We start from the raw sequence: 26,663 nt of genomic DNA on the forward strand, positions 1-26,663 counted from the left end.
AACGTCACGGGTGTCACAGTCGGCACCGTGGGTCAGCCGAGGCCCGGGTGTTGGGTGACAGTAGACCTGCGACAAGTGACAGGCAGATGAGACTTCTGACCAGGCACAATCCTCGGGTGACAGTCACGGCCTGATCACAAGGCGCCGGTCTAAATCTTGAATAAACGCGATGGCGCTCTCAACGAATCTTTCGAGAGTTGCTGTTTCTAGAACTAGCCGATTGCCCTGAAATCTAACGCCGAATTCCCCCATTTTTCGCCTAGTTTTCGCGTTCTGCTGTCGTGGCGCAGGTGGCCGAGGCCGTGAGCTATACTATTTCGTCGTGTCTCTTCTCGCTGCTGGTGCTCTCATGACCGACCTCGCTGTGTCCCGATGTGTGTGGTGCTCGTCCCTTGAAGATGTTGCGGTGTATCGCCATGAACCGCGGTGCGGGCGGTGCCGCGCCGCGGAACAAACTGTTGCCGAGGCCCGCCACTTCATCCGCGTGTACGGTCTGCGCCCCCTGGGTGCGTCCCTGGAGTCCGAGGACGACGAAGAGCGGGAGCATCGGGTCGCTTTCCGCGAGGCGTCCGCAGAGCTGAGGCGGAGCCGGACAGAGACTCCGAACACGCGTAAACCTTCCGTGGTGCGGCGAGCCGGCGGCACCACGTCCCCGCCCGTCGCCGTGAAAGCGAATGGTAAGGCCACCAGCACAGCGCGGAAGGTCGGTTCCGGGGACGACTCGACCGGCATTTCCCGGCCTGGCGCCACTGAACTCATGAGTCGGGCCGAGGGCCTCTTGGCGCAGCTCGCCGAGATCGAGGGCCGTCTCGAGGTCGCGCTGGAAGACACCGGTCTGAGCGGTAAGGCCAAGGCATCTGACCTGACAGCAAAGCGGGATTCTGTGCTGCGTATGCTCGCCGCGTTGGAGAAGGCCAAGCGTGCGATGTAGGACTCGGAGCCTTGGGCATTCGCCATACTCTCGCTATCGATAACGGTTGCCATCCCGGTTAGGCTGGGTGTCATGACAGGGCCCTCCATCGCGCAGATCTTCAACTCGGCCAGTGCGGATTTCGATCTGGTGACTCCCCTTGTCTGGGGCCCGGCGGGGGAAGCCCTGGTGGCAAGGGCGGGAATGTCGCTGGGCGACAAGGTGCTCGACATCTGCTCGGGCACCGGGGCGAGCGCGCTGGCCGCCGCTCGGGCCGTCGGGCCCGACGGGCACGTCACCGCGGTCGACTTCGCGACCGACCTGGTCGACCGCGCCCGGGCCAACGCCGACGCGGCGGGCTTGCGCAACATCGACTTCCGCGTCGACGACGTCACTACTCTCCCTGGCCGTTTGTCGCCCGAATACGACGTCCTCACTTGCGGTTTCGGTGTCTTCTTTCTGCCGAATATGGACGACTCCGTGCGGCAACTCCTGACCCTGCTGCGCCCGGGCGGCCGACTCGCCGTCGCGGTCTGGCACGACGACGCGCTGCGCGACTTCACCAATGCTTACTTTGCCGAGGTCGCGCGGGTCAAAGGTGACCCACCGCCTCCCGGCCCTCGTGCCCCGTCCGATGGACCGCCGCACCCCATCACCCGGATCGACACCCAGGAGAAGATCGTGGGATGGCTCGAATCGCTTGGTGCGGTGGATGGTTCGGCGTCAGTACTCGAACTGCGAGTCCCACGCACGGACGAGTTCTCCTGGTCGATGGTTTTGGGTAGCGGACTGCGGGGCGCTCTGTCGGGGATGGACGCCGAAACCGTCGCCGCCGTCCGGGCAGGTTTCCTGCGGCGACTGGCAGGCGATGGGATCACCGAAGTCGACTGCGACACCTTGATTGCTGTCGCTCGGACACCATGATCGCTGTTGCGGACTGGCCCCAGCGCCAGCGCTTCCTCGGGTCGCCCAGGAGCTGCAGTGGAGCCGATTGCCGATCCCCTACACGATCGAGGCGCGGTAGATGATCTCGATGGAATCGCCAAGAGCGCGATCGAACTCGGCGTCGTCCTGCTGATCGGTCAGCCCGTCGAGCAGAGCCCGGCTGAAGCTTGCGATGAGGCCAGGGTTTCGCTTCAGTCTCGCGCACGCGTCATCCCGTGTGTACCCGCCCGACAGCGCCACAACCCGAGCGACCCTCGGATGCGAGATGAGATCGGAGTAGAAGCCGTCGTCGGTGGGGATCGTCACCTTGATCGCCACCTGCGCATCGCCGATGCCCTCCAGGCCTTTCACGAGCTCGTCCTTCAGCATGACCTCGGCGTCGCGCTTGTCCGGGGCATCGATGCTGACCTCCGGTTCGAGGATGGGGACGAGATCGGCGGCGAGCACCTCGGCGGCGACCTCGAACTGCTGTGCCACGACTCGCCGGATCCCCTCGGCGTCGGCTTCGTGGATGACCGACCGCTCCTTTGTTCCGAAAACCCCACGCGCCCGGGCATCGTCAAGTGTGCGAGCGAGGTCCGGGATGTCTTTCATCAGCTGGACGCCGTGCTTGGGGTCCTGAAGACCCTTGTCGATCTTGAGCAAAGGCACGATGCCCTTGGTGGACCAGAGGTAGTGGGCGAACTCCGTGCCGTCGACCAGTCGATCCAGCGTCCCCTGGAACAAGATGGCGCCCAGGACGCGGGCGCTGTCGAAGGCCGGACTGACGACGATGCGGGCACGTGCGGCGTTGATCAGATCGAACATTTCCGCGTCTGTCGAGTAGCGATCGTCGGGTATGCCGTACATACGCAGGGCCTTTGGTGTGCTGCCACCGCTCTGGTCGAGCGCCGCGATGAAGCCCTCCCCAGTGGTGAAACGGGCGAGCTGTTCGGCAACGGGCATGGTTGTCTCCTGTCGGGCGAAGGTGGAAAGTCGCGGTCCCCGTCCAATGGTAAATGACAACCGTTATCGTTAGATCATGAGCCAGAAAGATCAGGTCCACGATCAGGGAGGGCCGCTGGTGGCGCTGTGCGCGGGTCACCGGTGCAGCGCTCTGTGGCATCTCGGCGACGAATCGGCCCCGGCCGGAGACCCTAGGTTAACCTGCTCGACGACTTCGTGGTGGACCTGTTGCTCGACGTCGCGGCGAGCGGGATCAACATCGTCGAACGGGACGGGCTGAGTCATCGGCATCCGGCGCGATTCGTGCTCGTCGGGTCCGGCAACCCCGAGGAGGGCCAGTTGCGTCCTCAGCTGGAGGACCGGTTCGGTCTGTCCACGCACGTGCAGACCATCACCGATGTCGGCTTGCGGACCCAGATCGTCCGTCAGCGTCTCGACTACGATTCCGATCCCGACGTTTTCGCGGAACGCCTCTCGGTTCGCCAGCATCACCTGGCGCAACGCCTTGCCGCCGCGCGCGTCGACCTCGAGGGTGTCGAGGTCGACGATCAGATCCTGTCGGATGCCGTCCGGCTGTGCGTCGAGGTGGATGCTGTGGGGCATCGCGGTGAGGTGATGCTGATCCGAGCCGCGCGCGCACTGGCCGCGTTGCGTCGACACTCGACCGTGACGCGGGCGGACCTGGCCGATGCGGCAATCCCGGTGCTGCGCCATCGGATTCCGCGTGAGCCCTTCGAACGCCCGACGGTGGCGACCGCGCGGGTACGCAACGCGGTCGTATCAGTCGTCGGGCACTTCGCGGCGTAGATGCCCACGCTGCCCTGGCATCGCCCGCCGGAGTCGTTCCTCGACTCCGAACAACTGCGTCTCTGCAGGGCCTGGCAGACCGACGGCGGCTTCGGCCTGCTGTTGGTGGGCGACGCGGGCCGTCGGGAGGCGGTGGTGGCATTTCTTCGCCCCGACTCCGCGATGACGATCACCGCCGCCATGACCGACGCCGACGTCACCGCCGATGAAACCGCCACCGGTTCACCGATGCTCTCCGTGCTCGACCGGGCCGCGACATCCGCCGGTGTCGTCATTCCCGCCGCCGACCTGATCGACCCGGCGGTCGCCGCACTCCTGGACTGCGACCGGATTCTCGCGTCGGCGCCGGACGTCGAGAGCGTGCCACCGGTACTCCTCTCCCGCGTTCCGGTCGTCGTCGGGCTGGGCGTGACTCCAACCACCCGATCCCGGCGATTGCCTGCGCAGGACGGCGTGTCGCGCCTCGACTGGGCGGTGCGCACGCTGGCCGCCAACGGAATCGACGATCACCGTCTCGACATCGGCACCGTGCGTTGCCTGGACGCGGTGTCCGCGGCGGGCGGTTCACCCTCGACGGTGCTGGCCCGCAACGTCATCGAACCGCGGCTCGGACCATTGGTCGAGGCCGCGACCCTCGTACCGTCGGCCGCCGATCCGGCTCGGGTGGACGCACCTGCCGCGGGAGACGCCGTGGAAGAGCTCGGCGCCGACGAGGCCGAGGTGGCGCGGCTGGTCGACCTCGGTGCAGCCTGCGCGTCAACGCCGGAATGGGCGTCGATGTCGGTCGCGCGGCGCTACCTGCAGCAGCGCCGCCCCGGACGCCGAGGTGCGATGGGGCGCACGAGACGAGGTCGGGTCAGACGTGTCATCGAGTACGATGCGGCGCTCGGTCTTGACATGCATTCGACGCTGACCGCAGCCGGCCGACGGGGCCGCCTCGATCGGGATGCGTTGCGAAGCAGCATCCACGTGCGTCGAGGAGGTCGCCTGACGATCGTCATCGTCGACCGGTCCGACTCCATGAGCGGCGTCGGTGGACGCGTGGCGGCCGGCAGGGCGATCGGCGCGATCGAACAATCCATCGCCAACCGGTCGAAAGTGGCGGTCATCGTGGCCCGCGGTGCTACAGCGCAACTCGTGGTCGAACCCACCCGCGACCTCCGGGACGCGTACGAGGTCATCGCGGCGCTGCCGTCCGGTGGCGGCACGCCATTGGCGTCGGCCTTCCTGCTCGCCGTCGGGGTGATCGACGACGAACCGGAGTCCGCTGCCCGCGTCCTGGTGGTGTCTGACGGCGGGTCGAACGTCCGCCTCGAGAGGAGGTTGCCGACCGTGCGGAAAGTGCTGTGGCACAGGCGGAGAACGCACTCGGACTCCTCGTGGCCCGGTGCGAGCAGGTAGTGGTGGTGCCGACGGCCAATCCCGGCGTGCGAATCCGACCCGATGACCTCGCATGGCTGCGCCGCGCCGGCGCGGTGGTGCGGCCCGGATGACGGGAAGCACCCACCGGTGAGGTGCGGACCGGATCGATTGTCTCTCCTGAGATCGGTTCCCGCGGGAACGTCGGACGATCTGGTGTACAGGAACGAGCCCCGTCGCGCGCCCGGACGGACCTGCCCTGGACTACCGTGGCGAAAGACTCTCGAATTTCGTGGTTCTCGACCGAGCCGGTGGATGCGGGCTTGAACAGCGCGAGCTGGTTGCGTGCGGACCAGGGAGCAAATAGGAAGGCGCGACGGGTATTCCGCCGACGATCTTGGGTATTCCGCGGCCAAGGATGCAGGTAGCACAACAATGACGAAGACAGACTTCAAGAAAGAGCTGGCCGCCTACCGTGCCAGCTCCAAGGCGTTTGAGATCGTGGACGTCCCACCACTGCAGTACCTCATGGTCGACGGCCACGGCGACCCCAACACCGGCCAGGAATACACCGACGCCGTTGCCGCACTGTACTCCGTCGCCTACAAACTCAAGTTCGCGAGCAAGAAAGAGCTCGGCAAGGATTACGTCGTCATGCCCCTCGAATCGCTCTGGTCGGCCGAGGACATGGACACCTTCACCGACAGGCGCGACAAATCCCAATGGGACTGGACAGCCATGATCATGGTCCCCGACTGGATCACCTCCGAGATGTTCGACGCTGCGATCGTCAAGGCCGCCAACAAGAACCCGCCCGCGAGCCTCGACAGGGTGCGATTGGAGACGCTCCACGAGGGACTCTCCGTTCAACGGCTTCACATCGGCTCCTACGACGACGAGGCCGACACGCTGGCCGAGATGCATCACACCTTCATCCCGACTGCGGGGCTGAAGCCAACGGGAAAACACCACGAGATCTACTTCAACGATTTCCGCAAGGTCGAGCCCGCGAAGCTGCGCACCATCCTCAGGCAGCCCGTGGAACGAGTGTGAAGAGGAGCCTTCTGCCCCGGCGCGCTCGGCCTACTGACGATCCGAGGTGTCGCGCCTGGGAAACTCTCGGCTACTCCCCTGCAGTGGTGCTCTGAGTCGCGTAATGGACTGCTGCGCAACTATTTACCTCTGAAAACGAAGGTAAACGTGCCATAATCCCACGTCCCGCGAGGCACGCAGTCAGAGCGGGACGACAGTTCGCGCCCATTCGACGATGCGAGGATCGTCGAGAGCCGCGGCGACGAGGTCACCGTCGAGCAATTTGCCGGCCTGGGACGGAATGGTGATCAGGTAGGCGCCCGCACCGCGCGCGGCGGCGACACCCGTGGACGAGTCCTCCAGTGCGACGCCGGATTGTGGGGACGCGGACAGCAGCTCGAATGCACGCAGGTACAGTTCTGGGTTCGGTTTGGGCTCGTCGACCTCGTCGGCGGCTACCGACGCGTCGAAGAACTCCGCGATCGATGCCGAGCCGAGAGCGGTTTCGAGCATGCCTCGTTGGCTGTTGGTCGCCACTCCCAACGGGACGCGTCCGGCCAGCATCTCCAGCAGATCAACGGCCCCTTGCATGGGTTCGACACCGGCGGCGAGCTCTGCGTGGACACGCGGCAACAAAGTCGCCTCCAATTCGGGTCCGGTGCCGGGCCGACCGATGTAGTCGGCCATGTTGGCGCAGGCGGCTTCGAGTGTGCGGCCGATCAGGAGGTCCTTCTCGGTGGGGCCGAACCCGAAGCCATAGTCGGCGAACAACGACGCTTCGGCCCTTGACCAGCACGTCTCGGTGTCCAGCAACAGTCCATCGCAGTCGAAGACGATCGCGCTCGCGTGTGTCGGCAAGTTCACCATTCACACAGAATAGGTGCGGCCGGCGGAGAGCCGGCCGTCCGACACTCTCACGTAGTTCCGACGGTCTGACTACTGCTGATCCACACGAGCATGAAAGCCCTCATGCCCACGAAACCAGTTGACTCCCAACCGGTTCTGAATAGCACCGCCCGCGAGGTCGGATTCGCCGATCTGGTCCTGCACCGACAACGATGAGCGTCGGAGCGGCTTGTGGCGGCGTCGACCATTCGCCAGGCGGTGTACGCGCGGTCAGCGGAGCGCGGCCACTCCCATCCCGATCGCGCCGAGCAACGACAACCACAGGCGTAGCACGTTCCACGTTCCCCACGTGCGGGTGAACGTGGCCCATTCCACCGAGCCGGCGGCCAGTCGCTGATTGAGGGGTACGTTGATCGCCACCGTCGTCACGCAAGCGGCAATCGCGCACACTGCACCGAACACCGCGGCGAGCCCACGAGCGTCCCGCGGGCCGGCGACGACGATCCAGACCGCCGTGGCCACCGCGAGCAGCGGGGCGAGGCAGAAGAGCGCGAGAAACGGCGGACGCTCGACAGCCGAGTTCATCCTGCGCATCGCGTCCGTGCCGTCGACTCCGCCCTGAGCGGTGATCACTGTGGCGTAAGCAAAGTAGAAGCCTGCCAGAGTCGCGCTGAGGATCGAGGCTGATCCGATCACTGTCTTCATAATCATGGGACCAAGCATCGGTCGAACGTCTGGCGTTCTCCATGCCGAGACGTCCACCATTCATACGCAGACGTCTAATCTGAGGTCGTGGACCCGTTGTTTCGGATGCTGTCCAGTCTGCGCGCGCAGGGCCTGTTCGCGCTGCGCCTGTCGATGACCGCGCCGTGGTCGGTCGACATCGATGACGGCGCCCCGCTCACGGTGATCGCTGTGGATCGCGGAGCGGTATGGCTCGCTGGTTCAGGACGGCCGGTGCGGCTGGTGGCAGGCCAGGTGGCGTTGGTCGCACACGGCCCGCGCTACGTTGTCGCCGATGCACCACAACGCCCTCCGACGGTGCGCATCATCGAAGGCGGAGTGTGTACTCCGCTGTCCGAGACGATGCGGTCCACTGCGCACCGAGGTCTGCTCACATGGGGAAATGACGACGACGGAACCGACCAGTTGCTGGTGGGCACCTATGCCCGCGCGTCGCAGGTCGGCCACCACCTGACCGAGCAGTTGCGGGACATCACGGTCCCACCACCAGGGAGCGTCGACGAAACACTACTTGCCCTGCTGCGTAGCGAACTCGCCGATCCGAAACCCGGGCACAGCTTTGTCATCGATCGTCTCCTCGACGTCGTCGTGGCCTCGGTGATCCGCGCCGCAGCGCCACTGGCCGGGCCGGGATGGCTGTCGGGCGCCGTCGACCCGACCGTCGCCGGCGCACTGGACCTGATGCACGAATCACCCGAGAAGCCGTGGTCCGTGGTCTCTTTGGCCGCCGCGATGCACGTATCCAGGTCCGGACTGGCCGCCAAATTCCGTGATGGCGTAGGCGAAACCCCGGCGCGATACCTCACGCGCTGGCGGATGACGCTGGCGGCCGACGCCCTCATCGCCACGGACGACGGGCTCGAGACGATCGCTCGCCAAGTCGGATACCGGTCAGCGTACTCGTTCAGTAATGCGTTCAAATCGGTACACGGACTGAGTCCAGCGCACTACCGTCACGCCCACCTGTGATGGGTGGTGCCGTCGCCGGTGGGCGCCGCGCTGATGAGACGGCCCACGGTGACCCGATCTAGGTGGACGGGAACACGATCGAGCTGATCACCGCGCGATCCGGCTTGCCCTGTTCGGTCGTCGGGACGTGATCGACGATAGCGATCGGGGTTCCCGCGAACTCCGGCGCCCTGGCGACGAGGTGGGCATTCAGGTCGGTGAGCACGTCCTCCCACGCGCCCGCGTCGAGGACGATCGCGGCACCGAAAGGCTGGTCGGTGCCGGCAGGTGCGGGGATCGCGACGGCATACCGCACAGCGGGATTCGAGCAGAGGATCTGCTGGAGGTCGACAGGAAACCGATCTCCTCGTGCTGTGCGCCGGCGATCCCCAGCGCGTCCGCGGATCTGCAGATAACCCTCATGGATGAGGCCGACGTCGCCGGTGTGGAACCAAGCATCGGGTAGAAAGCCGGAATTGGCGGGGCTGACACTGCAGGCGTACGCCTGCTCCGGTGTGTGTACCTCGATGAACCCGGACTGGTCGTCACCCACCGGTGTGCCGGTGTCGTCGACGACGCGCAGGCCGATGCCAGGGCGGGGTCGTCCGACGGTCGCCAGATGTGGCGAGCCCAGGGTGTAGTCGGGGCCGGCGAGAATGCTGGCGAGACCGAACTCGCTGGCGCCGTAGGTGTTTGCGAGGACCGGAGAGCCAAGCCGCATCAGCAGTTTCATGCGCAAGGCCGGTGCGGCGTCGGCGCCGACGTGGGTCAGCATGATCAGCGACGACAGGTCGGCGTCGGAAAGAGCGTCGTCGTAAGCGAATTCGACGAGTTGCGGTTCGACGAGCGTCAGGTGCGTGATGTGGCGCCGCTGCACGGTATCGATGATGACGCCGGGATCGGCGCTGCGGCGCAGCACAACAGTGCCGCCGCCGAGCAGCGTGGCGTCGACCATGGTTTGCGCGATATAGGCGAGCGGCGTGCACACCAGCTGGCGACGTCCAGGGTTGGAACCGAGATCGACCAACCTGCGGTACTCACCGACGGAGCGGATGCTCGCCTTGGAAACCCCTGTCGTCCCGCCCGAGGCAACCATCACGCAGTCATCGTCGGCGTCGACGGTCACGGCAGGATGGACGCCGTCGACGCCCGGCTGAACGGCCAGGAGGTTGACCGCACCGTCCACCGCCCCGACCGAGAGCGCCGTCGAGGCGCCGGCCGCGGCCACCGCGTCGACGGTCTCCGGAAACACGATGACGTGGCTGGGCGCGATGCGGGACAGAAACACGGCAAGCTGTTCGGGAGTGCCGGCACCTGGGCAGAACACCGTGACCGCGCCGATCTGCGATGCGGCGTACCGCGCAGCGATCGCAGTGGCGGTGACCGGGGCGATCAACGCGACCCGGTCGCCGGGGCGCACACCCTGTGACCACAGTGCGCGATCGAGGTGATCGAGCATGTCCTGCAGCGCTTTTCCCGGGTAGGTCCGGTCGTCGTCTTCGAGGACGACGGTGTCTCGGTTCTCGTCGAGACGCGCGGCAATCGCCGCGATGTAGGAGCCGTCGAACCCGGTCTCGTGGCTGGTGGTCATGGTGCGCTCTTTCCGAAGGGTGTCGTCGGAACCGGCAACACATGTGAGTGTGCTCGGGACTGTGATGCTCTGGGGACCGCCGATCGGCTGATCGGCCGGCGGAGTGTGCCCTCCCCCGATCGGCGGAGGTCTGAGACCCTGCGTGAAGTAAGTTGCGTGACGAAACTCAGTGTGATTACCTCGGTTGCGTGAAACAACTCGGTAGGCAGGCGCTGGTTGATGAGTTCTCGGCCAAGCCGATTGGTGAGGGCACGTAGTCGGCCGACATCGATCGCTCATGGTGGGGGTGGTCCGGTCCGCATGGCGGGGTGATCGCGGCTCTGGCTGTCCACGTGGCAGTGGCGGCCGTACCGGATCGATCGGTGCGAGCGCTCGACCTCCGATTCGTTGGACGACCTGCCGACGGTGAACTCGTCCTGACTCCCCACGAGAAGAAGATCGGCGGCAGCACGCGTATCGTCGATGTCGGCATCATTCAGAGCGGTCGCGATGTCGCGGCCGCCACGGTGACCCTGGGCCGGGAGGGGCCGGCGTCCCCAGCCGACATCGTGGATGTGTCGGCGGATGTCGTCGCGCGTCCCGAGGACTGCGAACCATTCATGATCCCGCCCGAGATCGTTCCGATGGGTGGACATCTCGACCTTCGTCCCACCGATGGCGCGCTCCCGCTGACCGGTTCGGAGGATGCCTGGATGCGGGCGTGGATCTCGACGAGAACACCGATGTCGGTGGATTTCGCCTATCTCGCGCTTCTCGCCGATTGCCTTCCGCCCGGGGTCTTTCCGACGCTCTCGGCTTCCCTGGCCGTCCCGACCGCCGCGCTCGACGACCCGTCGCCCGCGCCCGCCCTCGTCCATACGCGGAATGTGTCGACATCGGGAGGGTGGTCGGTCGATGACACGCCCTTGCGAGATGAGTCGGGACGGTTGCCGGCCACGGCACGCCAGAGTCGGCGGGTCCTCGGCTGGCCTGCGGGGAGGATCGCCGCGGTGTCCACCAACGGTTGTGGCGCGTCGGGCACTTCGTGCCACCGAGTCCCTCAGGGAATCTCGACTGTCTGCGCGCGGCGTAGCTCCTCGACGGCACGAGTCACATACGGGCCGTGATCGACAGCGGTCGCCGACGCCAGATCGGCGGCCACCAGAAGCGCCGCGACGACGACGTCGGACGGTGTGGGCGCCGACGTCGTTCCGTCATCGGGCCGCTCTGCCACGCCGAGCGCGCCGGTGAGCACCACCGCGACGGCGGTGGGGTCCACCTCGGCGTGCCAGCGTCCGGTGGCACTCACGGTGCGGTTGAGGACTTCGGCAACGTCGTCGCCGTCGAGCCCGTCCTGGTAGGACGTTTCCAGCAGCTCGCGGACCAAGTGGCCGTGTACGTCACGGGCGGCGTCGGCGTGGATCGCGAGTTCCTCGACAGCGTCGCGTAACTCTTCGAGCTCGTGAGTGCGTGCCGCGCCGATCCCCCGGTCGGTGGCCTCGGCGATGACTCGTGCCACCGCAGTCCAGTCGGCTGATGATCGGTAACCACTGGCCATTGACTGTTTCCTCCTGGTCGGCCGACGGATGTGTGGGGCGTGCTCGCCGCAGACACTAGTCGCCACCGCCGACAACCAACGCGGACGAGACATCATCGCCGTGCAACGCTGCGGCCGACGCAATGCCATCCGGACCCGACACCGCCACGATTACGGTGTGGTGATGACACAAGTAGCACTCATCACCGGCACCTCCTCCGGCATGGGAATGTACGCGGCGGTCGAGCTCGCCCGACGCGGCGTGCGGGTCGTCGCCACCATGCGCGACACCGGTCGATCCGGTCGATTGCGTGACGCTGCGGCCGACGCCGGTGTAGATCTCGACATCCGTGCTCTCGACGTGGTCGACCACACTGCCGCCGCCCGCCTGGTCGACGAGGTAATCAGCGACCACGGCGCGATCGATGTTTTGGTCAACAACGCGGGTCAGGGCTGTGTGGCGACCGCCGAGCAGTTGTCGATGTCGGACATCCAGGCGCAGCTGGATGTGAATTACCTTGCCCCGGTGAATCTCACGAAGCTCGTCCTGCCAGGTATGCGGGAACGCCGCAGCGGCAGCATCCTGACGGTCACGAGTGTGGGTGGCGTCGTCGGACAACCATTCGCCGACGCTTACTGCGGCGCGAAGTTCGCCGTCGAAGGATTCATGCAGTCCCTGGCGGTGGTCGCCGAGAACTTCAACGTGCATGTCGCGGTGATCGAACCTGCCGCCGTGGCGAGCGACTTCGTCTCCAACGCTGAGCGTCCCGAAGGTGCCGACGCCTACGGTCCGCTGCTCGACGCCTATCTCAGCCGAACCGCCGGTGCGTTCGCCAACGCGCAGACTGCTCAGAGCGCGGCGCTCGCCATCGCTGACGCCGCGATGGCCGAGAGTTTCCGGTTCCGGTGGCAGAGTTCGGACGCCGCAACGACTTTCGCCGGTATCTCGCTGGCCGATCTCGATGGCGAGCGCGTCCTGGGAGTCACCCGTACCTGGCTCACCGCCGAACAGTAGGAGATCGAAATCGTGAATACCGACGGTGACGCACTCGACGATCACGCACTCGAAGCAGCCATTGCCCACGGATTCGACCAGCGGGACCGCGCGAACATGCAGCCGACGATTACGTACTTCGAGGACTTGCTCGCGCGTCACCCCGGACACGCTGCCGTCTTGTACGAGTTGGCGGGCTCCTACGACACGGCCGGCGATGGGGTCCGGGCGGAGGCGTTGTATCGAGAAGCCTTGGCGGCCGGGCTATCCGGTGACCGTCTGACGCGCTGCCTACTCCAATATGGAAGCACCCTGCGCAATCTCGGGCGGCTTGACGAGTCCCTTGCCGTTTTCGCTGACGCGTGCCAACGCTTTCCGAGATCGCACGCGTTGCGCGTCTTCCACGCCCTCAGTGTCCATGCCGACGGCCGGGCCGCGACTTCCCTCGCGATGGTGCTCGAGCTCGTGGCCGACGAGATGAGGGACGGAGACATCCCACGCTACGAGGCGGCGATCAGAGGTAACGCGCAGTACTTACGAGATCTCGACGGCGGCGGCACCGACAGCGCGTAGTACCGCTCAGCTATCCGCCGCCTGATCCTCGAGATGTGCCAATGCCGCACGCGCGGTTTCGAGTTCGTGACTGAGTTCGTCGATCCTGCGTTGCGCCGCCTCGCGCGCTGCGCTGATGACCTCGTCGACGGCGGCGATGGCGGCGTCGTTGCCGAGTTCGCGCATCGCCCGCGCCACGCGATCAGCGGTCACCTCGGTCGCCTTGACGGTTTTCTTGCTGCCCTGCGACACCGAGACGGCCCAGCTTCCTGCGGGGGTTGAGGTGAGTGTGAGGCTCACGGCGGTTGTCGTGGTCTTCGCTCGCCGTGGCGGCTTCGGAGCAGCGCTCGAACTCTGCGGACTCGTGTTCACGGTTCGTGGCGTCGGGGCTGCGGTGCCTGCTCCCCCGGGCCTGGATTCGGATTTCCGGGTTGTCGAGTTCGACGTGACCGGCGGCGAAGACGGGACGGATGGCGGTGCAGCGACCTTCGCAGGTGCAGGCCTCGCGGCAGGACGCTTCTGTGCCGGAGATGCGGACCCCGTTGCGGCCTGCGACCTTTGCAGTTCATTCGCCTCGAAGGGCAACTGATCGTCGACGCCTTTCGGGCGCACCGTCACGACCGATCCCTCGATGGACACCACGCGAGCCGAGGTCCCGGCGTCGAGGTTGAGGGAGGGCATGGGGTCGCGCAGATAGACCGTGACTCTCTTACCCGCGGCGAGTCCGGCGGACAGCGCTGTCAGGTCGTCGGACGTCAGACCGTCCCCTTTGCGTGCACTCACGGAACCATACTCGCACATGTGTGCGAGTCGACGGTAGTGGGCTTCGACAATCCGGCCGATGAACCTCGCCGACGTCCGGCGCGAACGTTGATGCGCCCTTGACTCCGACCTGCGCGTCGGCAACACTTAGGTATGTGCCTAAGTATCACGACGATCTCGACACGGTGCTCCGCGCTCTCGCGGACCCGACTCGTCGCGCCGTCGTTGAACGGTTGGCAACCTCGCCGGCCGTCGTATCCGAACTCGCGGCACCGTTCCCGATGGCATTGCCGTCGTTCATGCAACATCTGCGGGTACTCGAAGATGCCGGGATCATCTTGTCGCACAAGGTTGGACGGGTTCGCACCGTCAGCCTGCGCCCCGGTTCACTCGATGTGTTGCATGTCTGGCTCGGCGAGCGGCGCACTCCTGCAGAACACCAGGCCGATCGGCTCGGCATCCATCTGACCCGCACGACTCGCAAGGAGACCTGACATGACCCGCGTTCGCATCGACATGTTTGTTTCACTCGACGGATACACCTCCATGGGCGGCGAATCCCCCGACAACCCGATGGGCGAGGACTGGGGGCGGCTCACCGCGTCCTACGCGGCCACCCGCACCTTTCACGAGCGAGTCTTCGGCGACACCAGCGGCGCAGGCACCACCGGCGTCGACGACACCTATGCCGCAGCACATTTCGAGGGAATCGGCGCCGAGATCATCGGAGCCTCGATGTTCGGACTGCACGCTTACCCCGACGACCCGGACTGGAAGGGCTGGTGGGGCGACGAACCACCGTTCGGTACGCCCGTCTACGTCCTGAGCCACACCGCACCACGTCCCCCGATCGAGATGCAGGGCGGGACCACCTTCCACTTCCGCAGCGGCGCAGTCGACGACGTGCTCGCCGAAGCGTCCGCCGCGGCGGGTGAACTCGACGTGCGCGTCGGAGGTGGGGTGCGCACCGCCCGCGAGTTCCTGCGCGCGGGACTCGTCGACCATCTGCACCTCATGGTCGCCCCGATCATCCTCGGCCGAGGAATGCGGCTGTGGGACGACCTGCCCGCCCTCGACCGCACCCACACGGTGACCACCGAGGTCGCCGAAAGCGGCACCATCCACGTCACCTTCACCCGATAGGACACAGATGAGCATCGAACGTCGGCTCGCGCGCGCCGAATTCACCCTGACCCGCGACTATCCCGCGCCGGTGCACCGCGTCTGGGATGCCTTTGCCGATGAACAGGAGAAGCTCGCCTGGTGGGGCGGCGGCGACGCGGTGGATCCCATCGAGTGGGCTTTCGACTTCCGGGTCGGCGGTCGTGACGTCGCCGAGGGCAGATTCCACGACGGCCCGGTCTCGCGATATGTGGCCACCTACACCGACATCGTCGAGCACAACCGCATCGTCACGACATACGACATGTGGATCGACGGCCTTCACATGTCGACGTCGGTGGCATCGCTGGAGTTCGAATCGGTGGATGCGGGAACGCGATTCACACACGCCGAACACGGGGTGTTCTTCGACCGGTTCTGGGCCGACGGACCCAACCGGGAGAAGGGCACGCGTGGCCTACTCGACGCGCTGGGTGCTTATCTCGGCTGAGACCCTTCCGGGGCGATGAGTTCCGCGCGGCCGGCGTGTCGATATCTCCGACACTGCACGCCACACTCCCGGAGGTCTGTCATGGGCATCATCCAGATCGAACTGTTCTCCACGCTGGATCTCGTCGGCCAATCACCCGGTGGCCCGGATGAGGATCCCGACGGCTTCCCGTACGGCGGGTGGCAGGTACCGCTGCTCAACGAGGTCAGCGGAGCGCAGGTCGTCGCCTACGAGCACACCGATGCTCTGCTCCTCGGTCGTCGGACGTACGACATCTTCGCCGGGTACTGGCCGAATCAGGACCCCGAATCGTCGCCGTTCGCCACGCTTTTCAACAGCATTCCCAAGTATGTTGCGTCAACCGGTGATCCGGAGTTGACCTGGTCGGGTTCACATCTTCTCGGACCCGACATGGTGTCCGCCGTCGGTGAACTTCGGGACCTGCACGAGCACGTGACCGTGGTCGGCAGCCTGAACCTCGTACAGACGCTCGTGCGAGAGAAGCTGTTCGATCGACTCGATCTGTGGGTGCACCCGATCGTGCTGGGCGTCGGTAAGAAGGTGTTCGATCGGGGCGCGCTGCCCACCGTCCTGACTCTTCTCGAGCAGCCGACGGCCTCGCCGGGTGGAACGATCTACCTGCGGTACGCGCGAGCCGACGGCACACCGGGAGTCGGTCACATAGACGCCCAGTCGTGAAGACCGCGTCGCCGGCGGTCGCAGTCCTGCCCCACCACGCCGGACCGCCGCGACCCTCCGACGCTGCGGCGCCGACTATGTTTATGGGAAGCTCGACGGCCCCGGCGCGTACCGGAGCACGGGGCGGCACATAGTCAGCGGAGATTCGGGGCAGATGGACGTCGACGGTCGGCAGATCACCGTAACGGGGAGCCTGCTGCAACCGCTGTGGCGTCGCACCACCGACATCCTGCGGGTGGTGGCCGCGACGCTGATGCTCGTGGTGGTCGTGGTCGGCTCGCTCATCACCCGCAACAATTGGGTCGATCTCGAGCAGTCCATCTCCCGCATCATCGGGGTCCTGTCGCCCACCCAGGCCGATCTGGTCTACCTCGCCTACGGTCTGGCAATTCTTGCGCTGCCGTTCGTGATCCTGCTGGAACTGCTCGCCGCGCGTCAGTGGCGCATGTTGTGGGCCTACGGCGCCGCAGCGGCGATCACTTTCCTGTCGTTGTCCATCAGCGAGAACGGTGTCAGCGCACCCAATTGGCACTTCGACCGACACCAGCGATTCAATTCGCTTGTCTCGCAATTCCTCGACGACCCGCGGTGGATCGCGATGCTCGCCGCGGTGTTGACCGTGTCCGGGCCATGGTTGCCGGCCCGTTGGCGGCGCTGGTGGTGGACGCTGTTGCTGGCCTTCATCCCCATCCATCTCGTGGTCAGCTCCGTCGTTCCGGCCGGTGCGGTCTTCGGGTTGTCGACCGGCTGGTTGGTCGGGTCGATCGTCGTCTGGGTGGTCGGCACGCCCGCTCTGGTGGTACCGCTGGAGGGCGCGGTTCGGGTGCTGGGGCAACGGGGAATCGAGGTGACGGCGCTGTCGATCGTCACCCCTGCCGGTACCGGGCCTCTCGGGCTGGAGGCGACCTCGACGTCGGACTCGGACGACTGCGGTCGCGTGGCCATCGACCTCTACGGCCCGAATCAGCACAGTGCCGGACTGCTCCGGCAGTTCGTCCGCAAGATCCGACTGCGAACCCAGGAGACCGGGCCGCTGCAGCTTTCGGTCAGCCGGATGGTCGAGCATCGCGGACTGATGGCGATCGCCGTCGGCGACGTCGGGCTCGCCGACTCCGCTCCCCTCGCTGTCGCCTCCCTTGACCGGGGATGGACGATGTATGCCCACCGCACGCGTCGCGGCCGCGACCTCGACGCCGCGATCACCGACACCACGCCACGGGCGCTGTGGGAGGCCCTGCAGGAACTGCATTCACACGGGATCGCGCACGGTGATCTCCGGGCAAGTCGGATCACCGTTCTCGACGGGACCGTCCTGTTCGGTGGGTTCACCCACGCCGAGTACGGCGCCAACGAGAATCGGATGGAGTCCGACATCGCTCAGATGCTCGCGAGCACCACCGAGTTGTACGGCGCCGAGGCCGCGGTCACCGCGGCCATCGATGTGCTCGGTGAGGATCGGGTTCTGGTCGCCTCCCGACGCCTCACCAAAACCGCTCTGCCCTCCCGTATCCGGGATGGTCTCGCCGACGCGAAATCTACGCTGTCGCAGGCGCGGGAGGAGATCGTCTCGCAAACCGGCGGCGAGATCCAGGCCGCCCCGATCACCCGGTTCACCCGCAGCCAGGTCATCCAACTCGTACTACTTGTCGCGCTTGTGTACGTGGCCTACCCGTTCATCAGCACCGTCCCGACCTTCTTCGGTGAACTGCGCAGCCTCGACTGGTGGTGGGCGCTGATGGGTTTGGTCGTGTCGATGCTCACCTATGTCGGCGCTGCCGCGGCGTTGTGGGCGTGCGCCGATGGCGTGGTCAGCTTCCGCAACCTCGTGATCATGCAGTTCGGCAACACCTTTGCCGCCACCACCACCCCGGCGGGTGTCGGCGGGCTCGCCCTGAGTACCCGGTTCCTGCAGAAGGGCGGTCTCGGCGGGGTCCGCGCGACGACGGCGGTCGCCCTGCAACAAAGTGTGCAGGTGATCGTCCACGTCGCGCTGTTGATCGTGTTCACCACGTTGGCCGGCACGTCGACCAACCTCGAACATTTCGTTCCCTCGACCACGGTGCTCTACCTGGTCGCCGGCGCTCTGCTCGGCGTCGTCGGTGTGTTCCTCCTCGTTCCCAAGCTTCGGCATTGGTTGGGAACGTCGTTGCGGCCCAAGGTGATCGAGTTGCTGACCGATATCCTCGACGTGGCACGTGAGCCCAAGCGGCTCGGCACCATCGTCCTGGGTTGTGCCACCACGACTCTCGGCGGAGCGCTGGCACTGTGGGCCAGCGTGTACGCCTTCGGTGGGCAGACGTCGTTCGTCACCGTCACCGTGGTGACGATGATCGGCGGAACCCTGGCATCTGCCGCACCGACGCCCGGCGGAGTCGGCGCCGTCGAGGCCGCGCTGATCGGTGGACTCGCCGCCTTCGGCCTTTCCTCGGCGGTGGCGGTACCCGCGGTGCTGCTCTATCGCGTCCTGACGTGTTGGTTACCGGTCTTCATCGGGTGGCCGGTGATGCACTGGATGACCCGCAAGAACATGATCTGAACACACCGCATGCCCGGCCTGGTGGCCGGGCATGCGGTGTGTTCGGAGGCGGCGAGCGGTCACTCCTGGGTGCTGCGTGAGTTGGTCAGCGCCATCGCGCCAACCGCGGTGACGACCCCGACGACGACCGCGAGGATGCCGTAGGTCAGCCGCTCTCCGTGGAAGAACGACTCGACGAGATCGGCGCCCCAGGTGCCCGCCGGGAGCTGGGTGGTGACCACCGCGGCGATGATGGTGCCGATGACGGCAGTCCCCAGGCTCGTGCCGACCTCCTGGGCGGTGTCGTTGAGCGCGGTGCCGATGGACGTGCGGTTGGCCGGCATCGCCTCGACGAGGGCGATGGCACAGATGGTCATCACCGTGCGCAGACCGATGGTCATCACGACCATCGAGAGCGCGATGACGAGATAGCCGTGCTCGACACCCCATGCCAGGCCGCCGAGCGATCCGGCCAGGCAGGCTGCGCCGACGAGGCAGGCGATGCGGTGTCCGAACCGGCCGGCCAACCACTCCGAGATCGGTGTGGCGACGAGCATGGTGACGATGATCGGCAGGTTGGCCAGACCGGCCTTGACCGGGCTCCAGCCGTAGGCGTACTGGAAGTGCAGGATCAGTCCGAACATCACGCTGGCCATCGCGATCGACGTGCCGATCTGGGCGATGGTGGCACCGCGGATCGTCCCGACCTTGAACAGCCGGACGTCGAGCATCGGAGCGGCCGAACGAAGTTCGTGCCAGATGAAGGCCGCTGCGGCGAGCACCGCGCCGCCGATGGAGGCGATGGTGGGCCACGACACCCAACCGTGCTCGACGCCGCTGGTCAACGACCAGCACGCGAGGCCGATCGTGACGATGCTCAACAGTGCGCCCGGCAGGTCGAGTCGATCTTTGGTCAGACCGTCGGAGCGGTCGGCGGCGACGCCGAGCCGGACACCGATGCCGGCGATCAGCGCGATCGGTGCGTTGACGACGAGCAGCCATTCCCAGCGGACGTGTGCCAGGGCGGTGCCGCCGAGGACCGGACCGAGGACGAACCCGGCCATGCCGACCACGATCATGACGGTCATCGCACGCATCCGCAGGGTCTCGTCGTCGAAGAGGCGGAACACGAGCGAATTGGTGATCGGTGCCATCGCGGCGGCAGCGATACCGAGCGCGGCGCGCAAGGCGATGAGTTCGCCTGTCGTGGAGACGAACACGACGAGCAGGCTCAGCAGACCGAAGGCGGTGAGGCCAATGAGCAACACTCGCCGTCGGCCGAATCTGTCGGCGATGGAGCCCGCGGTCAGCAGCAGGCCGCCGAAGGTCAGGGAGTAGGCGCCGGTGACCCATTGCAGCGCGACGGTGTCGCTGCCGAGGTCCCGGCCGATGGTGGGCAGAGCGATCGACAACAGAGTGTTGTCGACCATCTCGACGAAGAACGCGAGACAGAGTGCGGCGAGCGGTATCCATGCCGCTCCGAGCGAGGTGTAGGTGCGCGACGTGGTCGTCGGCGCGGTGGTGACGCTGGTCATGAGGTCCTCCTAGCGGACAGCCGGGGTTCGATTACCGACAACGCTAGGTAGCGGTTCTGTCGTGGCTCTGTCGTGACCTGTCGCCTGCTGTCGCACACTGTCGTGCAAGATGCGTGCCTGCGTCACTGCTGGTCACCTACGCTCACCGGGTGGATGCCATCGCCTCGAAGCGCCGTTCTCAGCCGGCGCCGCCCTGGGTGATCTTCGACGATCTCGTTGACCCCGATCGTCAGCCACGTCGCCCGTGGCTACACCTCGAGGACGACGAGATCGCGCCGGCGGTGCTCGAATCCGAGCGGCCCTCCCACGTCGTTTGGTCGTCGCTGTGGCTCAAGCGCCCCGACGCCCGGATCGCCTTCGACCTCACGGCCCGCGCCGATGGGGGCACCGATCTGCGCTGGACCCTGCTGGTGGAACCGCCTGCACCCGACGACCGGCAGTTCCGACACCTGTGCCAGCGCATCGGCACCCTGATCAACGCGAACCTGCGCCACACCTACGGGCAGTAGCCGATGATCCGACGGCTGTCCCCCGATGGCTGGTTGCCAAGTCGACGCCCCTTGGGCACGGTGGAGTGATGAGTGAACAAACGAGTGTCACAGTGGACCGGGTCATCGATGCGCCGGTGGATACCGTCTTCGACGTCCTGAGCAACCCGCAGCGTCATCAGAAACTCGACGGCTCCGGCTTCATTCGCGGTGTCGAGCACGCCGACCGTATCCAGAAGGTCGGCGACGTGTTCACCATGAACATGGACGGCCCGCACATGGGTGGTGAGTACAAGACCGACAACCACGTCACCGGCTACGCCAAGGACAAACTCCTGGCCTGGCAGACCGCACCCGCCGGCACCGAGCCTCCCGGATGGGAATGGGTGTGGGAGTTGGAATCCCAGGGTCCCGACGCCACTCTCGTGCGCCACACCTACGACTGGTCCAAGGTCACCGACAAAGACCTGCTGCAGCAGGTGAAGTTCCCGCTTGTGTCGGCCGATCAACTCGAGGACACCCTGGCCCGGCTGGCCGCCGAGACCACTGGTTAGACGCTGTTGCGAAACGCGTTCGGCGACTACCGGTTCGGCGGCGCGGAACCCGCTCGCAGCACCTGCCTCCCGAGAACGACGATGACCACACCCGGAACGACGATCCAGATCAGGTTCGGCAGTACCGCCACCATCAGGAAGCCGCCGAGATCGCCGCGCTCCAGTGATTGTCGGGTCATGTCGAGTCCGCTGCAGATCTCCACCAGGAAATAGAGCACGGTCTTCCAGAAGGTGGCGACGCTGACCACGAGCCCGACCACGACGGCCGAGAATCGTCGCCGATGTGTCAGCACCCAGACCAGAGCGATCACCTCGAGGAGATTGGCCCAGCTCTGCGCGCTGCCGAATGCGTCGAACCCGGCATAGCGATGGTCGAAGGTCGAGTAGTCGACCAACGGCCCGCGTTGGGACGCCAACGGTTCTAGGGTGGGCACCATGAGTCCCGAGACCGAGTCCACACCCGAGGTGGACATCAAGCCCCGCAGCCGCGATGTCACCGACGGTTTGGAGAGAACCGCAGCCCGCGGGATGTTGCGTGCGGTCGGGATGGGCGACGACGACTGGGTCAAACCACAGATCGGCGTCGGCTCGTCGTGGAACGAGATCACCCCCTGCAATCTGTCGCTGGACCGCCTGGCCACCGCGGTGAAGGAGGGGGTGTTCGAGGCCGGTGGCTATCCCCTGCAGTTCGGCACCATCTCGGTCTCCGACGGCATCTCGATGGGCCACGAGGGCATGCACTTCTCCCTGGTGTCGCGCGAGGTGATCGCCGACAGCGTAGAGACCGTGATGAGCGCCGAGCGCCTCGACGGTTCGGTGCTGCTCGCCGGCTGTGACAAGTCGCTGCCCGGCATGCTGATGGCGGCAGCGCGACTCGACCTCGCCAACGTGTTCCTCTACGCCGGTTCGACCCTGCCCGGCTACGCGACACTGGCCGACGGCTCCGAACATCAGGTGACGATCATCGACGCCTTCGAGGCGGTCGGCGCGTGTGCACGCGGTCTGATGAGTCGCGCCGATGTCGACACCATCGAACGTGCCATCTGCCCCGGTGAGGGCGCCTGCGGCGGGATGTACACCGCCAACACCATGGCTGCGGTCGCCGAAGCTCTCGGGATGTCGTTGCCGGGCAGTGCCGCACCACCGGCACCGGATCGTCGGCGAGACGAGTTCGCGCGCAAGAGCGGCGCGGCGGTCGTCGAACTCCTGCGCCGCGGGATCACCGCGCGCGACATCATGACCCGCGAGGCATTCGAGAACGCGATCGCCGTGGTGATGGCATTGGGCGGGTCGACCAACGCCGTCCTGCATCTGCTCGCAATCGCACACGAGGCCGACGTCGAACTCTCTCTCGAGGATTTCGCCCGGATCGGTTCGCGCGTACCGCATCTCGCCGACGTGAAACCGTTCGGCCGCCACGTCATGACCGACGTGGACCGCATCGGTGGCCTCCCGGTCGTGATGAAGGCACTCCTCGACGCCGGATTGATGCACGGCGACTGTCTCACCGTCACCGGGGCCACCATGGCCGAGAACCTCGCCCACATCGCACCGCCGGATCCGGACGGAAAAGTGTTGCGCGCCCTGGATTCTCCGATCCATCCCACGGGCGGGATCACCATCCTCAACGGATCTCTGGCGCCGGGCGGGGCGGTGGTGAAATCCGCAGGATTCGATTCCGACGTGTTCGAGGGGGTGGCACGCGTCTTCGATCGGGAGCGCGCGGCGATGGATGCCCTCGAGGACGGCACCATCACCGCGGGCGATGTTGTCGTCATCCGCTACGAGGGCCCCAAGGGCGGCCCGGGTATGCGCGAGATGTTGGCCATCACCGGTGCGATCAAGGGCGCCGGCCTCGGCAAGGACGTGCTGCTGATGACCGACGGCCGCTTCTCCGGGGGCACGACCGGACTCTGCGTCGGGCACGTGGCCCCCGAGGCCGTCGACGGCGGACCGATCGCCCTGGTGCGCGACGGGGACCGGATCCGCCTCGACGTCGGATCGGGCACCCTCGACCTGCTCGTCGACGCCGACGAATTGGCTTCGCGTGCAGAAACATTCATCCCATTGCCGCCGCGCTACACCCGCGGCGTCCTCGCGAAGTACGCCAAGCTGGTCACCTCGGCGTCACGAGGCGCGATCTGTGAATGAGTGCGTACCGACATCCCGGATACCGGCAGACCGCGGACCGGCAGGGTGCGGAATCATGAGGGCATGACCGCAACTCTCGTCGCCAAGGACCTCGCCGGTGGCCACGGCCACCGCACCCTGTTCGAGGGACTCGATCTCACCGTGGCGCCCGGCGACGTGGTGGGTGTGGTCGGCGCCAACGGCGCCGGAAAGACGACGCTCCTGCGGATCCTTGCCGGCGATCTCGACCCCATCGAGGGTGAAGTGTCACTGGCGCCGGCCGATGGCTTCGTCGGATGGCTGCCGCAGGAGCATGCACGTGTTCCGGGCGAAACCATCGCGCAGTACGTGGCGCGCCGCATGGGATGTGCGCAGGCAACCGAGGCGATGAATACTGCCGCCGAGATGTTGTCGTCGACCCCGCCTCCCGGTGGACCCGATCCCGCCGACACTTACGCTGCGGCACTGGATCATTGGTTGGCCACCGGTGCCGCCGACCTCGACGAGCGACTACCGGCGATCCTCGCCGACCTGGGTCTGCGCGGCGCCGGGCACACCGGTGACCTCGACCCGGGGTCGACGCTGATGACCTCACTGTCCGGCGGACAGGCGGCGCGGGTCGGACTCGCCGCCCTGCTGGCGTCACGCTTTGACATCGTGCTTCTCGACGAACCGACCAACGATCTCGACCTCGACGGAATCCAACGTCTGGAGACCTTCGTCGACGGCCTGCGCGCGGCGGTGGTCCTCGTCAGTCATGACCGAGAATTCTTGGCGCGCACGGTGACCCGCGTACTCGAGCTCGACCTCGCCCAACACACCACCACGATCTACGGTGGCGGCTACGACGCCTACCTCGAGGAACGCGAGGTACTGCGTCGCCACAAGCGCGAGGCCTATGACGAATTCGCCGACAAGAAGGCCGACCTCGTCGCCCGCGCACGTGTTCAGCGGGAGTGGTCGAGTCACGGTGTGCGCAACGCGATCAAGAAGGCGCCCGACAACGACAAGCTGCGCCGCAAGGCAGCCGCCGATTCCAGCGAGAAACAAGCCCAGAAGGTACGGCAGATGGAGAGCCGCATCGCACGCCTCGAGGAGGTCGCCGAGCCGCGCAAGGAGTGGGTTCTCGACTTCTCCATCGGGTCGGCACCTCGGTCGAGTTCAGTGGTCGCCACCCTGGACGAAGTCGTGGTCCGGCAGGGTGATTTCGTCCTCGGCCCGGTCTCGCTGCAGGTCGACGCCGGCGAGCGGATCGGCATCGTCGGCCCCAACGGGGCGGGCAAATCCACCCTGCTGCGCGCTCTGCTCGGCCGCGTCGAACCCGATTCCGGGCGAGCGTCGCTGGGCGCGAGTGTGGCGATCGGTGAGATCGACCAGGCGCGTTCCCAGCTCGGTGGGGGCGGCAGTGCGCTCGTCGAGCGCTTCGAAGAGCTGTTGCCGGACTTCTCGGTGGCCGAGATCCGAACTCTGGTGGCGAAGTTCGGGTTACGGGCCGGCCACGTCGAACGCCCGGCCGCCGAGCTCTCCCCCGGTGAACGAACCCGTGCCGCGATGGCGCTCCTGCAAGCCCGCGGCACCAACGTGCTGGTGCTCGACGAACCGACCAACCACCTCGATCTGCCCGCGATCGAGCAGTTGGAGAAGGCGCTCGACGCCTATGACGGGGCGTTGCTGCTGGTGACCCATGACCGGCGGATGATCGCGACCGTCCGCCTCGATCGCCGGTGGCGGGTGGAGTCCGGCCGCGTCGTCGACGACGTGTTGTGACGGCGCCCCGAAAGCCCGAAATGCCGGTTTGGCTCGATAGTCTAATCCCCTGCAGCCGAAGAATATTGAGCCGATAGACTTTCGTCGCCCGGACGCAACGGAAGGCGGCGATGTTCCCCAAGTACGGTATTCCCGACGGTGCCGACACGGCGTGGATGCTGGTGGCATTCGCGCTCGTCCTGCTCATGACACCCGCTCTCGCACTGTTCTACGGCGGCATGGTCCGCTCCAAGAGCGTCCTGAACATGATGATGATGTGTCTGTCGGCGATCCCCATCGTGTGGATCCTGTGGGTCGTCGTCGGATATTCGCTGGCCTTCGGTGACGATCACGCGGGACTGATCGGGAGTTTCGGCTCGTTCCCGGGCCTCGAGCACACCTTCGGTCACGATGCCGCGCATCCGACGACGATCCCGCTCGTCGGCACGATTCCCGCGATCCTGTTCGTCGCCTTCCAGGCCGGGTTCGCGATGGTCACCGTGGCGTTGATCGCCGGTGCGGTCGCCGACCGGATGCGGTTCCTGTCGTGGGTGGTGTTCGCAACCATCTGGTCGCTGCTGGTGTACATCCCGGTCGCACACTGGGTGTTCAGCGCACCCGGATTGACCGAAGAGCACGGCGGCTGGATCGTCGCTCACCTCAAGGCCATCGACTTCGCCGGTGGTACCGCGGTCGAGATCAATTCGGGTGCGTCGGCGCTGGTGCTCGCCATCCTCCTGGGACGGCGGCGGGGATGGCCCAAGGATCCGATGCGCCCGCACAACCTGCCGTTCGTCATGCTCGGTGCCGGTCTCTTGTGGTTCGGCTGGTTCGGGTTCAATGCCGGATCGGCGTTGGCGGCCAACGGGTCCGCGGCGATCATCGCGGTCAACACCCTCGGGGCGGGCGCGGCGTCGATGGTGTCGTGGCTCGTCGTCGAATACGCCCGGCACGGTCGGCCCACCTCCTTCGGGGCGGCCTCGGGTGTGATCGCCGGCCTCGTCGCCATCACGCCCTCGTGTTCGGCGGTGACGCCACTCGGAGCGCTGGCGATCGGCGCTGTCGCCGGTGCGCTCAGCTCGTACGCCATCGAACTGAAATTCCGCTGGCGCTATGATGATTCGCTCGACGTGGTCGGGGTGCATTTCGTCAGTGGTGTCGTCGGCACCCTGATGATCGGCCTGGTCGCCTCGAGCTCTGCACCGGCCGGCGTGGACGGGCTGTTCTACGGGGGCGGATTCGATCAGCTGTGGCGCCAGGCGGTGGCTGTGGTGGCGGTACTGTCCTACGCCGTCGTCGTCACCGGGATCATCGGTCTTGCACTCAAGTACACGATGGGTCTACGTGCCGATCGCCAGCACGAGGTCGACGGCATCGACGACGCACAACATGCCGAGTCGGCCTACGACTTCCACACCGCCGGTGGTCGGTGA

Annotated in this window: 27 protein-coding genes; 19 read left to right on the forward strand and 8 right to left on the reverse strand. The window is 66.2% G+C overall.

Annotation, left to right across the window (positions count from 1 at the left end; all coding sequences use genetic code 11):
* Window positions 1–349 precede the first annotated feature (349 nt).
* Both QNM97_RS10450 and QNM97_RS10455 read left to right on the forward strand, forming a co-directional pair.
* Complete coding sequence (locus QNM97_RS10450) at window positions 350–931, forward strand: hypothetical protein (RefSeq protein WP_283822660.1); 582 nt, start codon at window positions 350–352, stop codon at window positions 929–931.
* Window positions 932–1,003: 72 nt separating this feature from the next.
* Window positions 1,004–1,834 (forward strand): class I SAM-dependent methyltransferase, encoded by an 831-nt coding sequence (locus QNM97_RS10455; protein WP_283822661.1) that lies wholly within the window; start codon window positions 1,004–1,006, stop codon window positions 1,832–1,834.
* Window positions 1,835–1,912: 78 nt separating this feature from the next.
* Here QNM97_RS10455 and QNM97_RS10460 read toward each other — a convergent pair whose 3' ends face one another.
* The gene (locus tag QNM97_RS10460; protein WP_283822662.1) at window positions 1,913–2,800 is read right to left on the reverse strand and encodes a fructose bisphosphate aldolase; all 888 of its coding nucleotides are present in this window, start codon (window positions 2,798–2,800) and stop codon (window positions 1,913–1,915) included.
* A gap of 216 nt (window positions 2,801–3,016) precedes the next feature.
* On the opposite strand from QNM97_RS10460, the gene QNM97_RS10465 reads away from it, so the two are divergent.
* The 3 genes from QNM97_RS10465 to QNM97_RS10475 all read left to right on the forward strand — a co-directional run bounded on the left by QNM97_RS10465 (window position 3,017) and on the right by QNM97_RS10475 (window position 6,019).
* Window positions 3,017–3,607 (forward strand): magnesium chelatase ATPase subunit I, encoded by a 591-nt coding sequence (locus tag QNM97_RS10465; RefSeq protein WP_283822663.1) that lies wholly within the window; start codon window positions 3,017–3,019, stop codon window positions 3,605–3,607.
* Complete coding sequence (locus tag QNM97_RS10470; protein ID WP_283822664.1) at window positions 3,608–5,008, forward strand: VWA domain-containing protein; 1,401 nt, start codon at window positions 3,608–3,610, stop codon at window positions 5,006–5,008.
* A 393-nt stretch (window positions 5,009–5,401) separates the two neighbouring features.
* Entirely contained in the window at window positions 5,402–6,019 is a 618-nt protein-coding gene (locus QNM97_RS10475) for a GyrI-like domain-containing protein (RefSeq protein ID WP_283822665.1), read from the forward strand.
* Window positions 6,020–6,199: 180 nt separating this feature from the next.
* Here QNM97_RS10475 and QNM97_RS10480 read toward each other — a convergent pair whose 3' ends face one another.
* Together QNM97_RS10480 and QNM97_RS10485 are read right to left on the reverse strand one after the other, a co-directional pair.
* Window positions 6,200–6,865 (reverse strand): HAD family hydrolase, encoded by a 666-nt coding sequence (locus QNM97_RS10480; RefSeq protein WP_283822666.1) that lies wholly within the window; start codon window positions 6,863–6,865, stop codon window positions 6,200–6,202.
* A gap of 249 nt (window positions 6,866–7,114) precedes the next feature.
* Window positions 7,115–7,555, reverse strand: coding sequence for an anthrone oxygenase family protein (locus QNM97_RS10485; protein WP_283822667.1), 441 nt, complete (start codon window positions 7,553–7,555; stop codon window positions 7,115–7,117).
* An 81-nt stretch (window positions 7,556–7,636) separates the two neighbouring features.
* Here QNM97_RS10485 and QNM97_RS10490 point away from each other — a divergent pair, with 81 nt between their 5' ends.
* Window positions 7,637–8,557: an AraC family transcriptional regulator gene (locus QNM97_RS10490; RefSeq protein ID WP_283822668.1), complete on the forward strand. Its 921-nt coding sequence runs from the start codon at window positions 7,637–7,639 to the stop codon at window positions 8,555–8,557.
* 58 nt (window positions 8,558–8,615) lie between these two features.
* Here QNM97_RS10490 and QNM97_RS10495 read toward each other — a convergent pair whose 3' ends face one another.
* Window positions 8,616–10,127, reverse strand: coding sequence for a class I adenylate-forming enzyme family protein (locus tag QNM97_RS10495; RefSeq protein ID WP_283822669.1), 1,512 nt, complete (start codon window positions 10,125–10,127; stop codon window positions 8,616–8,618).
* A gap of 332 nt (window positions 10,128–10,459) precedes the next feature.
* Between QNM97_RS10495 and QNM97_RS10500 the strand changes: the two genes are divergently transcribed.
* Window positions 10,460–11,233 carry an acyl-CoA thioesterase gene (locus QNM97_RS10500; RefSeq protein WP_502875024.1) on the forward strand — a complete coding sequence of 258 codons (774 nt, stop codon included), beginning with the start codon at window positions 10,460–10,462 and terminating at the stop codon, window positions 11,231–11,233.
* Here QNM97_RS10500 and QNM97_RS10505 read toward each other — a convergent pair.
* Window positions 11,167–11,664, reverse strand: coding sequence for a hypothetical protein (locus QNM97_RS10505; protein ID WP_283822670.1), 498 nt, complete (start codon window positions 11,662–11,664; stop codon window positions 11,167–11,169). The two genes, QNM97_RS10500 and QNM97_RS10505, sit on opposite strands and share 67 nt — an antisense overlap.
* 163 nt (window positions 11,665–11,827) lie before the next feature.
* Here QNM97_RS10505 and QNM97_RS10510 point away from each other — a divergent pair, with 163 nt between their 5' ends.
* The gene (locus QNM97_RS10510; RefSeq protein WP_283822671.1) at window positions 11,828–12,658 is read left to right on the forward strand and encodes an SDR family NAD(P)-dependent oxidoreductase; all 831 of its coding nucleotides are present in this window, start codon (window positions 11,828–11,830) and stop codon (window positions 12,656–12,658) included.
* Between the two features lie 12 nt (window positions 12,659–12,670).
* Window positions 12,671–13,210 (forward strand): tetratricopeptide repeat protein, encoded by a 540-nt coding sequence (locus tag QNM97_RS10515; RefSeq protein WP_283822672.1) that lies wholly within the window; start codon window positions 12,671–12,673, stop codon window positions 13,208–13,210.
* Window positions 13,211–13,216: 6 nt separating this feature from the next.
* Here QNM97_RS10515 and QNM97_RS10520 read toward each other — a convergent pair whose 3' ends face one another.
* On the reverse strand, window positions 13,217–13,990 hold the full coding sequence (locus QNM97_RS10520; RefSeq protein ID WP_283822673.1) for a DUF6319 family protein: 774 nt from the start codon (window positions 13,988–13,990) through the stop codon (window positions 13,217–13,219).
* Between the two features lie 116 nt (window positions 13,991–14,106).
* On the opposite strand from QNM97_RS10520, the gene QNM97_RS10525 reads away from it, so the two are divergent.
* From QNM97_RS10525 to QNM97_RS10545, 5 genes are all read left to right on the forward strand, one after another.
* Window positions 14,107–14,445 carry an ArsR/SmtB family transcription factor gene (locus QNM97_RS10525; protein ID WP_283822674.1) on the forward strand — a complete coding sequence of 113 codons (339 nt, stop codon included), beginning with the start codon at window positions 14,107–14,109 and terminating at the stop codon, window positions 14,443–14,445.
* Between the two features lies 1 nt (window position 14,446).
* Window positions 14,447–15,094, forward strand: a complete 648-nt coding sequence (locus QNM97_RS10530) for a dihydrofolate reductase family protein (RefSeq protein WP_283822675.1) — start codon at window positions 14,447–14,449, stop codon at window positions 15,092–15,094.
* 7 nt (window positions 15,095–15,101) lie between these two features.
* Window positions 15,102–15,563, forward strand: a complete 462-nt coding sequence (locus QNM97_RS10535; protein ID WP_283822676.1) for an SRPBCC domain-containing protein — start codon at window positions 15,102–15,104, stop codon at window positions 15,561–15,563.
* An 81-nt stretch (window positions 15,564–15,644) separates the two neighbouring features.
* Complete coding sequence (locus tag QNM97_RS10540; protein WP_283822677.1) at window positions 15,645–16,262, forward strand: dihydrofolate reductase family protein; 618 nt, start codon at window positions 15,645–15,647, stop codon at window positions 16,260–16,262.
* A 154-nt stretch (window positions 16,263–16,416) separates the two neighbouring features.
* Window positions 16,417–18,798 (forward strand): lysylphosphatidylglycerol synthase transmembrane domain-containing protein, encoded by a 2,382-nt coding sequence (locus QNM97_RS10545; protein ID WP_283822678.1) that lies wholly within the window; start codon window positions 16,417–16,419, stop codon window positions 18,796–18,798.
* 59 nt (window positions 18,799–18,857) lie between these two features.
* On the opposite strand, the gene QNM97_RS10550 is transcribed toward QNM97_RS10545, so the two are convergent.
* Window positions 18,858–20,312 (reverse strand): MFS transporter, encoded by a 1,455-nt coding sequence (locus tag QNM97_RS10550; protein ID WP_283822679.1) that lies wholly within the window; start codon window positions 20,310–20,312, stop codon window positions 18,858–18,860.
* Between the two features lie 197 nt (window positions 20,313–20,509).
* On the opposite strand from QNM97_RS10550, the gene QNM97_RS10555 reads away from it, so the two are divergent.
* Complete coding sequence (locus QNM97_RS10555; protein WP_283823162.1) at window positions 20,510–20,821, forward strand: hypothetical protein; 312 nt, start codon at window positions 20,510–20,512, stop codon at window positions 20,819–20,821.
* A gap of 68 nt (window positions 20,822–20,889) precedes the next feature.
* Window positions 20,890–21,354, forward strand: coding sequence for an SRPBCC family protein (locus QNM97_RS10560; RefSeq protein WP_283822680.1), 465 nt, complete (start codon window positions 20,890–20,892; stop codon window positions 21,352–21,354).
* A gap of 26 nt (window positions 21,355–21,380) precedes the next feature.
* Here the strand turns inward: QNM97_RS10560 and QNM97_RS10565 are convergent, their stop codons facing one another.
* Window positions 21,381–21,770, reverse strand: coding sequence for a hypothetical protein (locus QNM97_RS10565; protein ID WP_283822681.1), 390 nt, complete (start codon window positions 21,768–21,770; stop codon window positions 21,381–21,383).
* A 19-nt stretch (window positions 21,771–21,789) separates the two neighbouring features.
* Between QNM97_RS10565 and ilvD the strand changes: the two genes are divergently transcribed.
* The 3 genes from ilvD to QNM97_RS10580 all read left to right on the forward strand — a co-directional run bounded on the left by ilvD (window position 21,790) and on the right by QNM97_RS10580 (window position 26,663).
* Window positions 21,790–23,505 (forward strand): dihydroxy-acid dehydratase, encoded by a 1,716-nt coding sequence (gene ilvD, locus QNM97_RS10570; protein ID WP_283822682.1) that lies wholly within the window; start codon window positions 21,790–21,792, stop codon window positions 23,503–23,505.
* A gap of 63 nt (window positions 23,506–23,568) precedes the next feature.
* Complete coding sequence (locus QNM97_RS10575; protein ID WP_283822683.1) at window positions 23,569–25,251, forward strand: ABC-F family ATP-binding cassette domain-containing protein; 1,683 nt, start codon at window positions 23,569–23,571, stop codon at window positions 25,249–25,251.
* A 110-nt stretch (window positions 25,252–25,361) separates the two neighbouring features.
* A complete protein-coding gene (locus QNM97_RS10580) occupies window positions 25,362–26,663 on the forward strand; it encodes an ammonium transporter (protein WP_208791297.1) in 1,302 nt (433 codons plus the stop codon).

It is taken from the genome of Gordonia sp. L191, from assembly GCF_030077625.1.
GTDB lineage: Bacteria > Actinomycetota > Actinomycetes > Mycobacteriales > Mycobacteriaceae > Gordonia > Gordonia polyisoprenivorans_A.

Bases quoted from the DNA above. Each gene is read 5' to 3' on its own strand.
- QNM97_RS10530 (WP_283822675.1), top strand. From the start codon at position 14,447: ATGACCCGCGTTCGCATCGACATGTTTGTTTCACTCGACGGATACACC.
- QNM97_RS10560 (WP_283822680.1), top strand. From the start codon at position 20,890: ATGAGTGAACAAACGAGTGTCACAGTGGACCGGGTCATCGATGCGCCG.
- QNM97_RS10460 (WP_283822662.1), bottom strand. From the start codon at position 2,800: ATGCCCGTTGCCGAACAGCTCGCCCGTTTCACCACTGGGGAGGGCTTC.
- QNM97_RS10545 (WP_283822678.1), top strand. From the start codon at position 16,417: ATGGACGTCGACGGTCGGCAGATCACCGTAACGGGGAGCCTGCTGCAA.
- QNM97_RS10475 (WP_283822665.1), top strand. From the start codon at position 5,402: ATGACGAAGACAGACTTCAAGAAAGAGCTGGCCGCCTACCGTGCCAGC.
- QNM97_RS10470 (WP_283822664.1), top strand. From the start codon at position 3,608: ATGCCCACGCTGCCCTGGCATCGCCCGCCGGAGTCGTTCCTCGACTCC.
- QNM97_RS10550 (WP_283822679.1), bottom strand. From the start codon at position 20,312: ATGACCAGCGTCACCACCGCGCCGACGACCACGTCGCGCACCTACACC.
- QNM97_RS10480 (WP_283822666.1), bottom strand. From the start codon at position 6,865: ATGGTGAACTTGCCGACACACGCGAGCGCGATCGTCTTCGACTGCGAT.
- QNM97_RS10485 (WP_283822667.1), bottom strand. From the start codon at position 7,555: ATGATTATGAAGACAGTGATCGGATCAGCCTCGATCCTCAGCGCGACT.
- QNM97_RS10535 (WP_283822676.1), top strand. From the start codon at position 15,102: ATGAGCATCGAACGTCGGCTCGCGCGCGCCGAATTCACCCTGACCCGC.
- QNM97_RS10505 (WP_283822670.1), bottom strand. From the start codon at position 11,664: ATGGCCAGTGGTTACCGATCATCAGCCGACTGGACTGCGGTGGCACGA.
- QNM97_RS10455 (WP_283822661.1), top strand. From the start codon at position 1,004: ATGACAGGGCCCTCCATCGCGCAGATCTTCAACTCGGCCAGTGCGGAT.
- QNM97_RS10495 (WP_283822669.1), bottom strand. From the start codon at position 10,127: ATGACCACCAGCCACGAGACCGGGTTCGACGGCTCCTACATCGCGGCG.
- QNM97_RS10520 (WP_283822673.1), bottom strand. From the start codon at position 13,990: ATGTGCGAGTATGGTTCCGTGAGTGCACGCAAAGGGGACGGTCTGACG.
- ilvD (WP_283822682.1), top strand. From the start codon at position 21,790: ATGAGTCCCGAGACCGAGTCCACACCCGAGGTGGACATCAAGCCCCGC.
- QNM97_RS10575 (WP_283822683.1), top strand. From the start codon at position 23,569: ATGACCGCAACTCTCGTCGCCAAGGACCTCGCCGGTGGCCACGGCCAC.
- QNM97_RS10580 (WP_208791297.1), top strand. From the start codon at position 25,362: ATGTTCCCCAAGTACGGTATTCCCGACGGTGCCGACACGGCGTGGATG.
- QNM97_RS10540 (WP_283822677.1), top strand. From the start codon at position 15,645: ATGGGCATCATCCAGATCGAACTGTTCTCCACGCTGGATCTCGTCGGC.
- QNM97_RS10450 (WP_283822660.1), top strand. From the start codon at position 350: ATGACCGACCTCGCTGTGTCCCGATGTGTGTGGTGCTCGTCCCTTGAA.
- QNM97_RS10510 (WP_283822671.1), top strand. From the start codon at position 11,828: ATGACACAAGTAGCACTCATCACCGGCACCTCCTCCGGCATGGGAATG.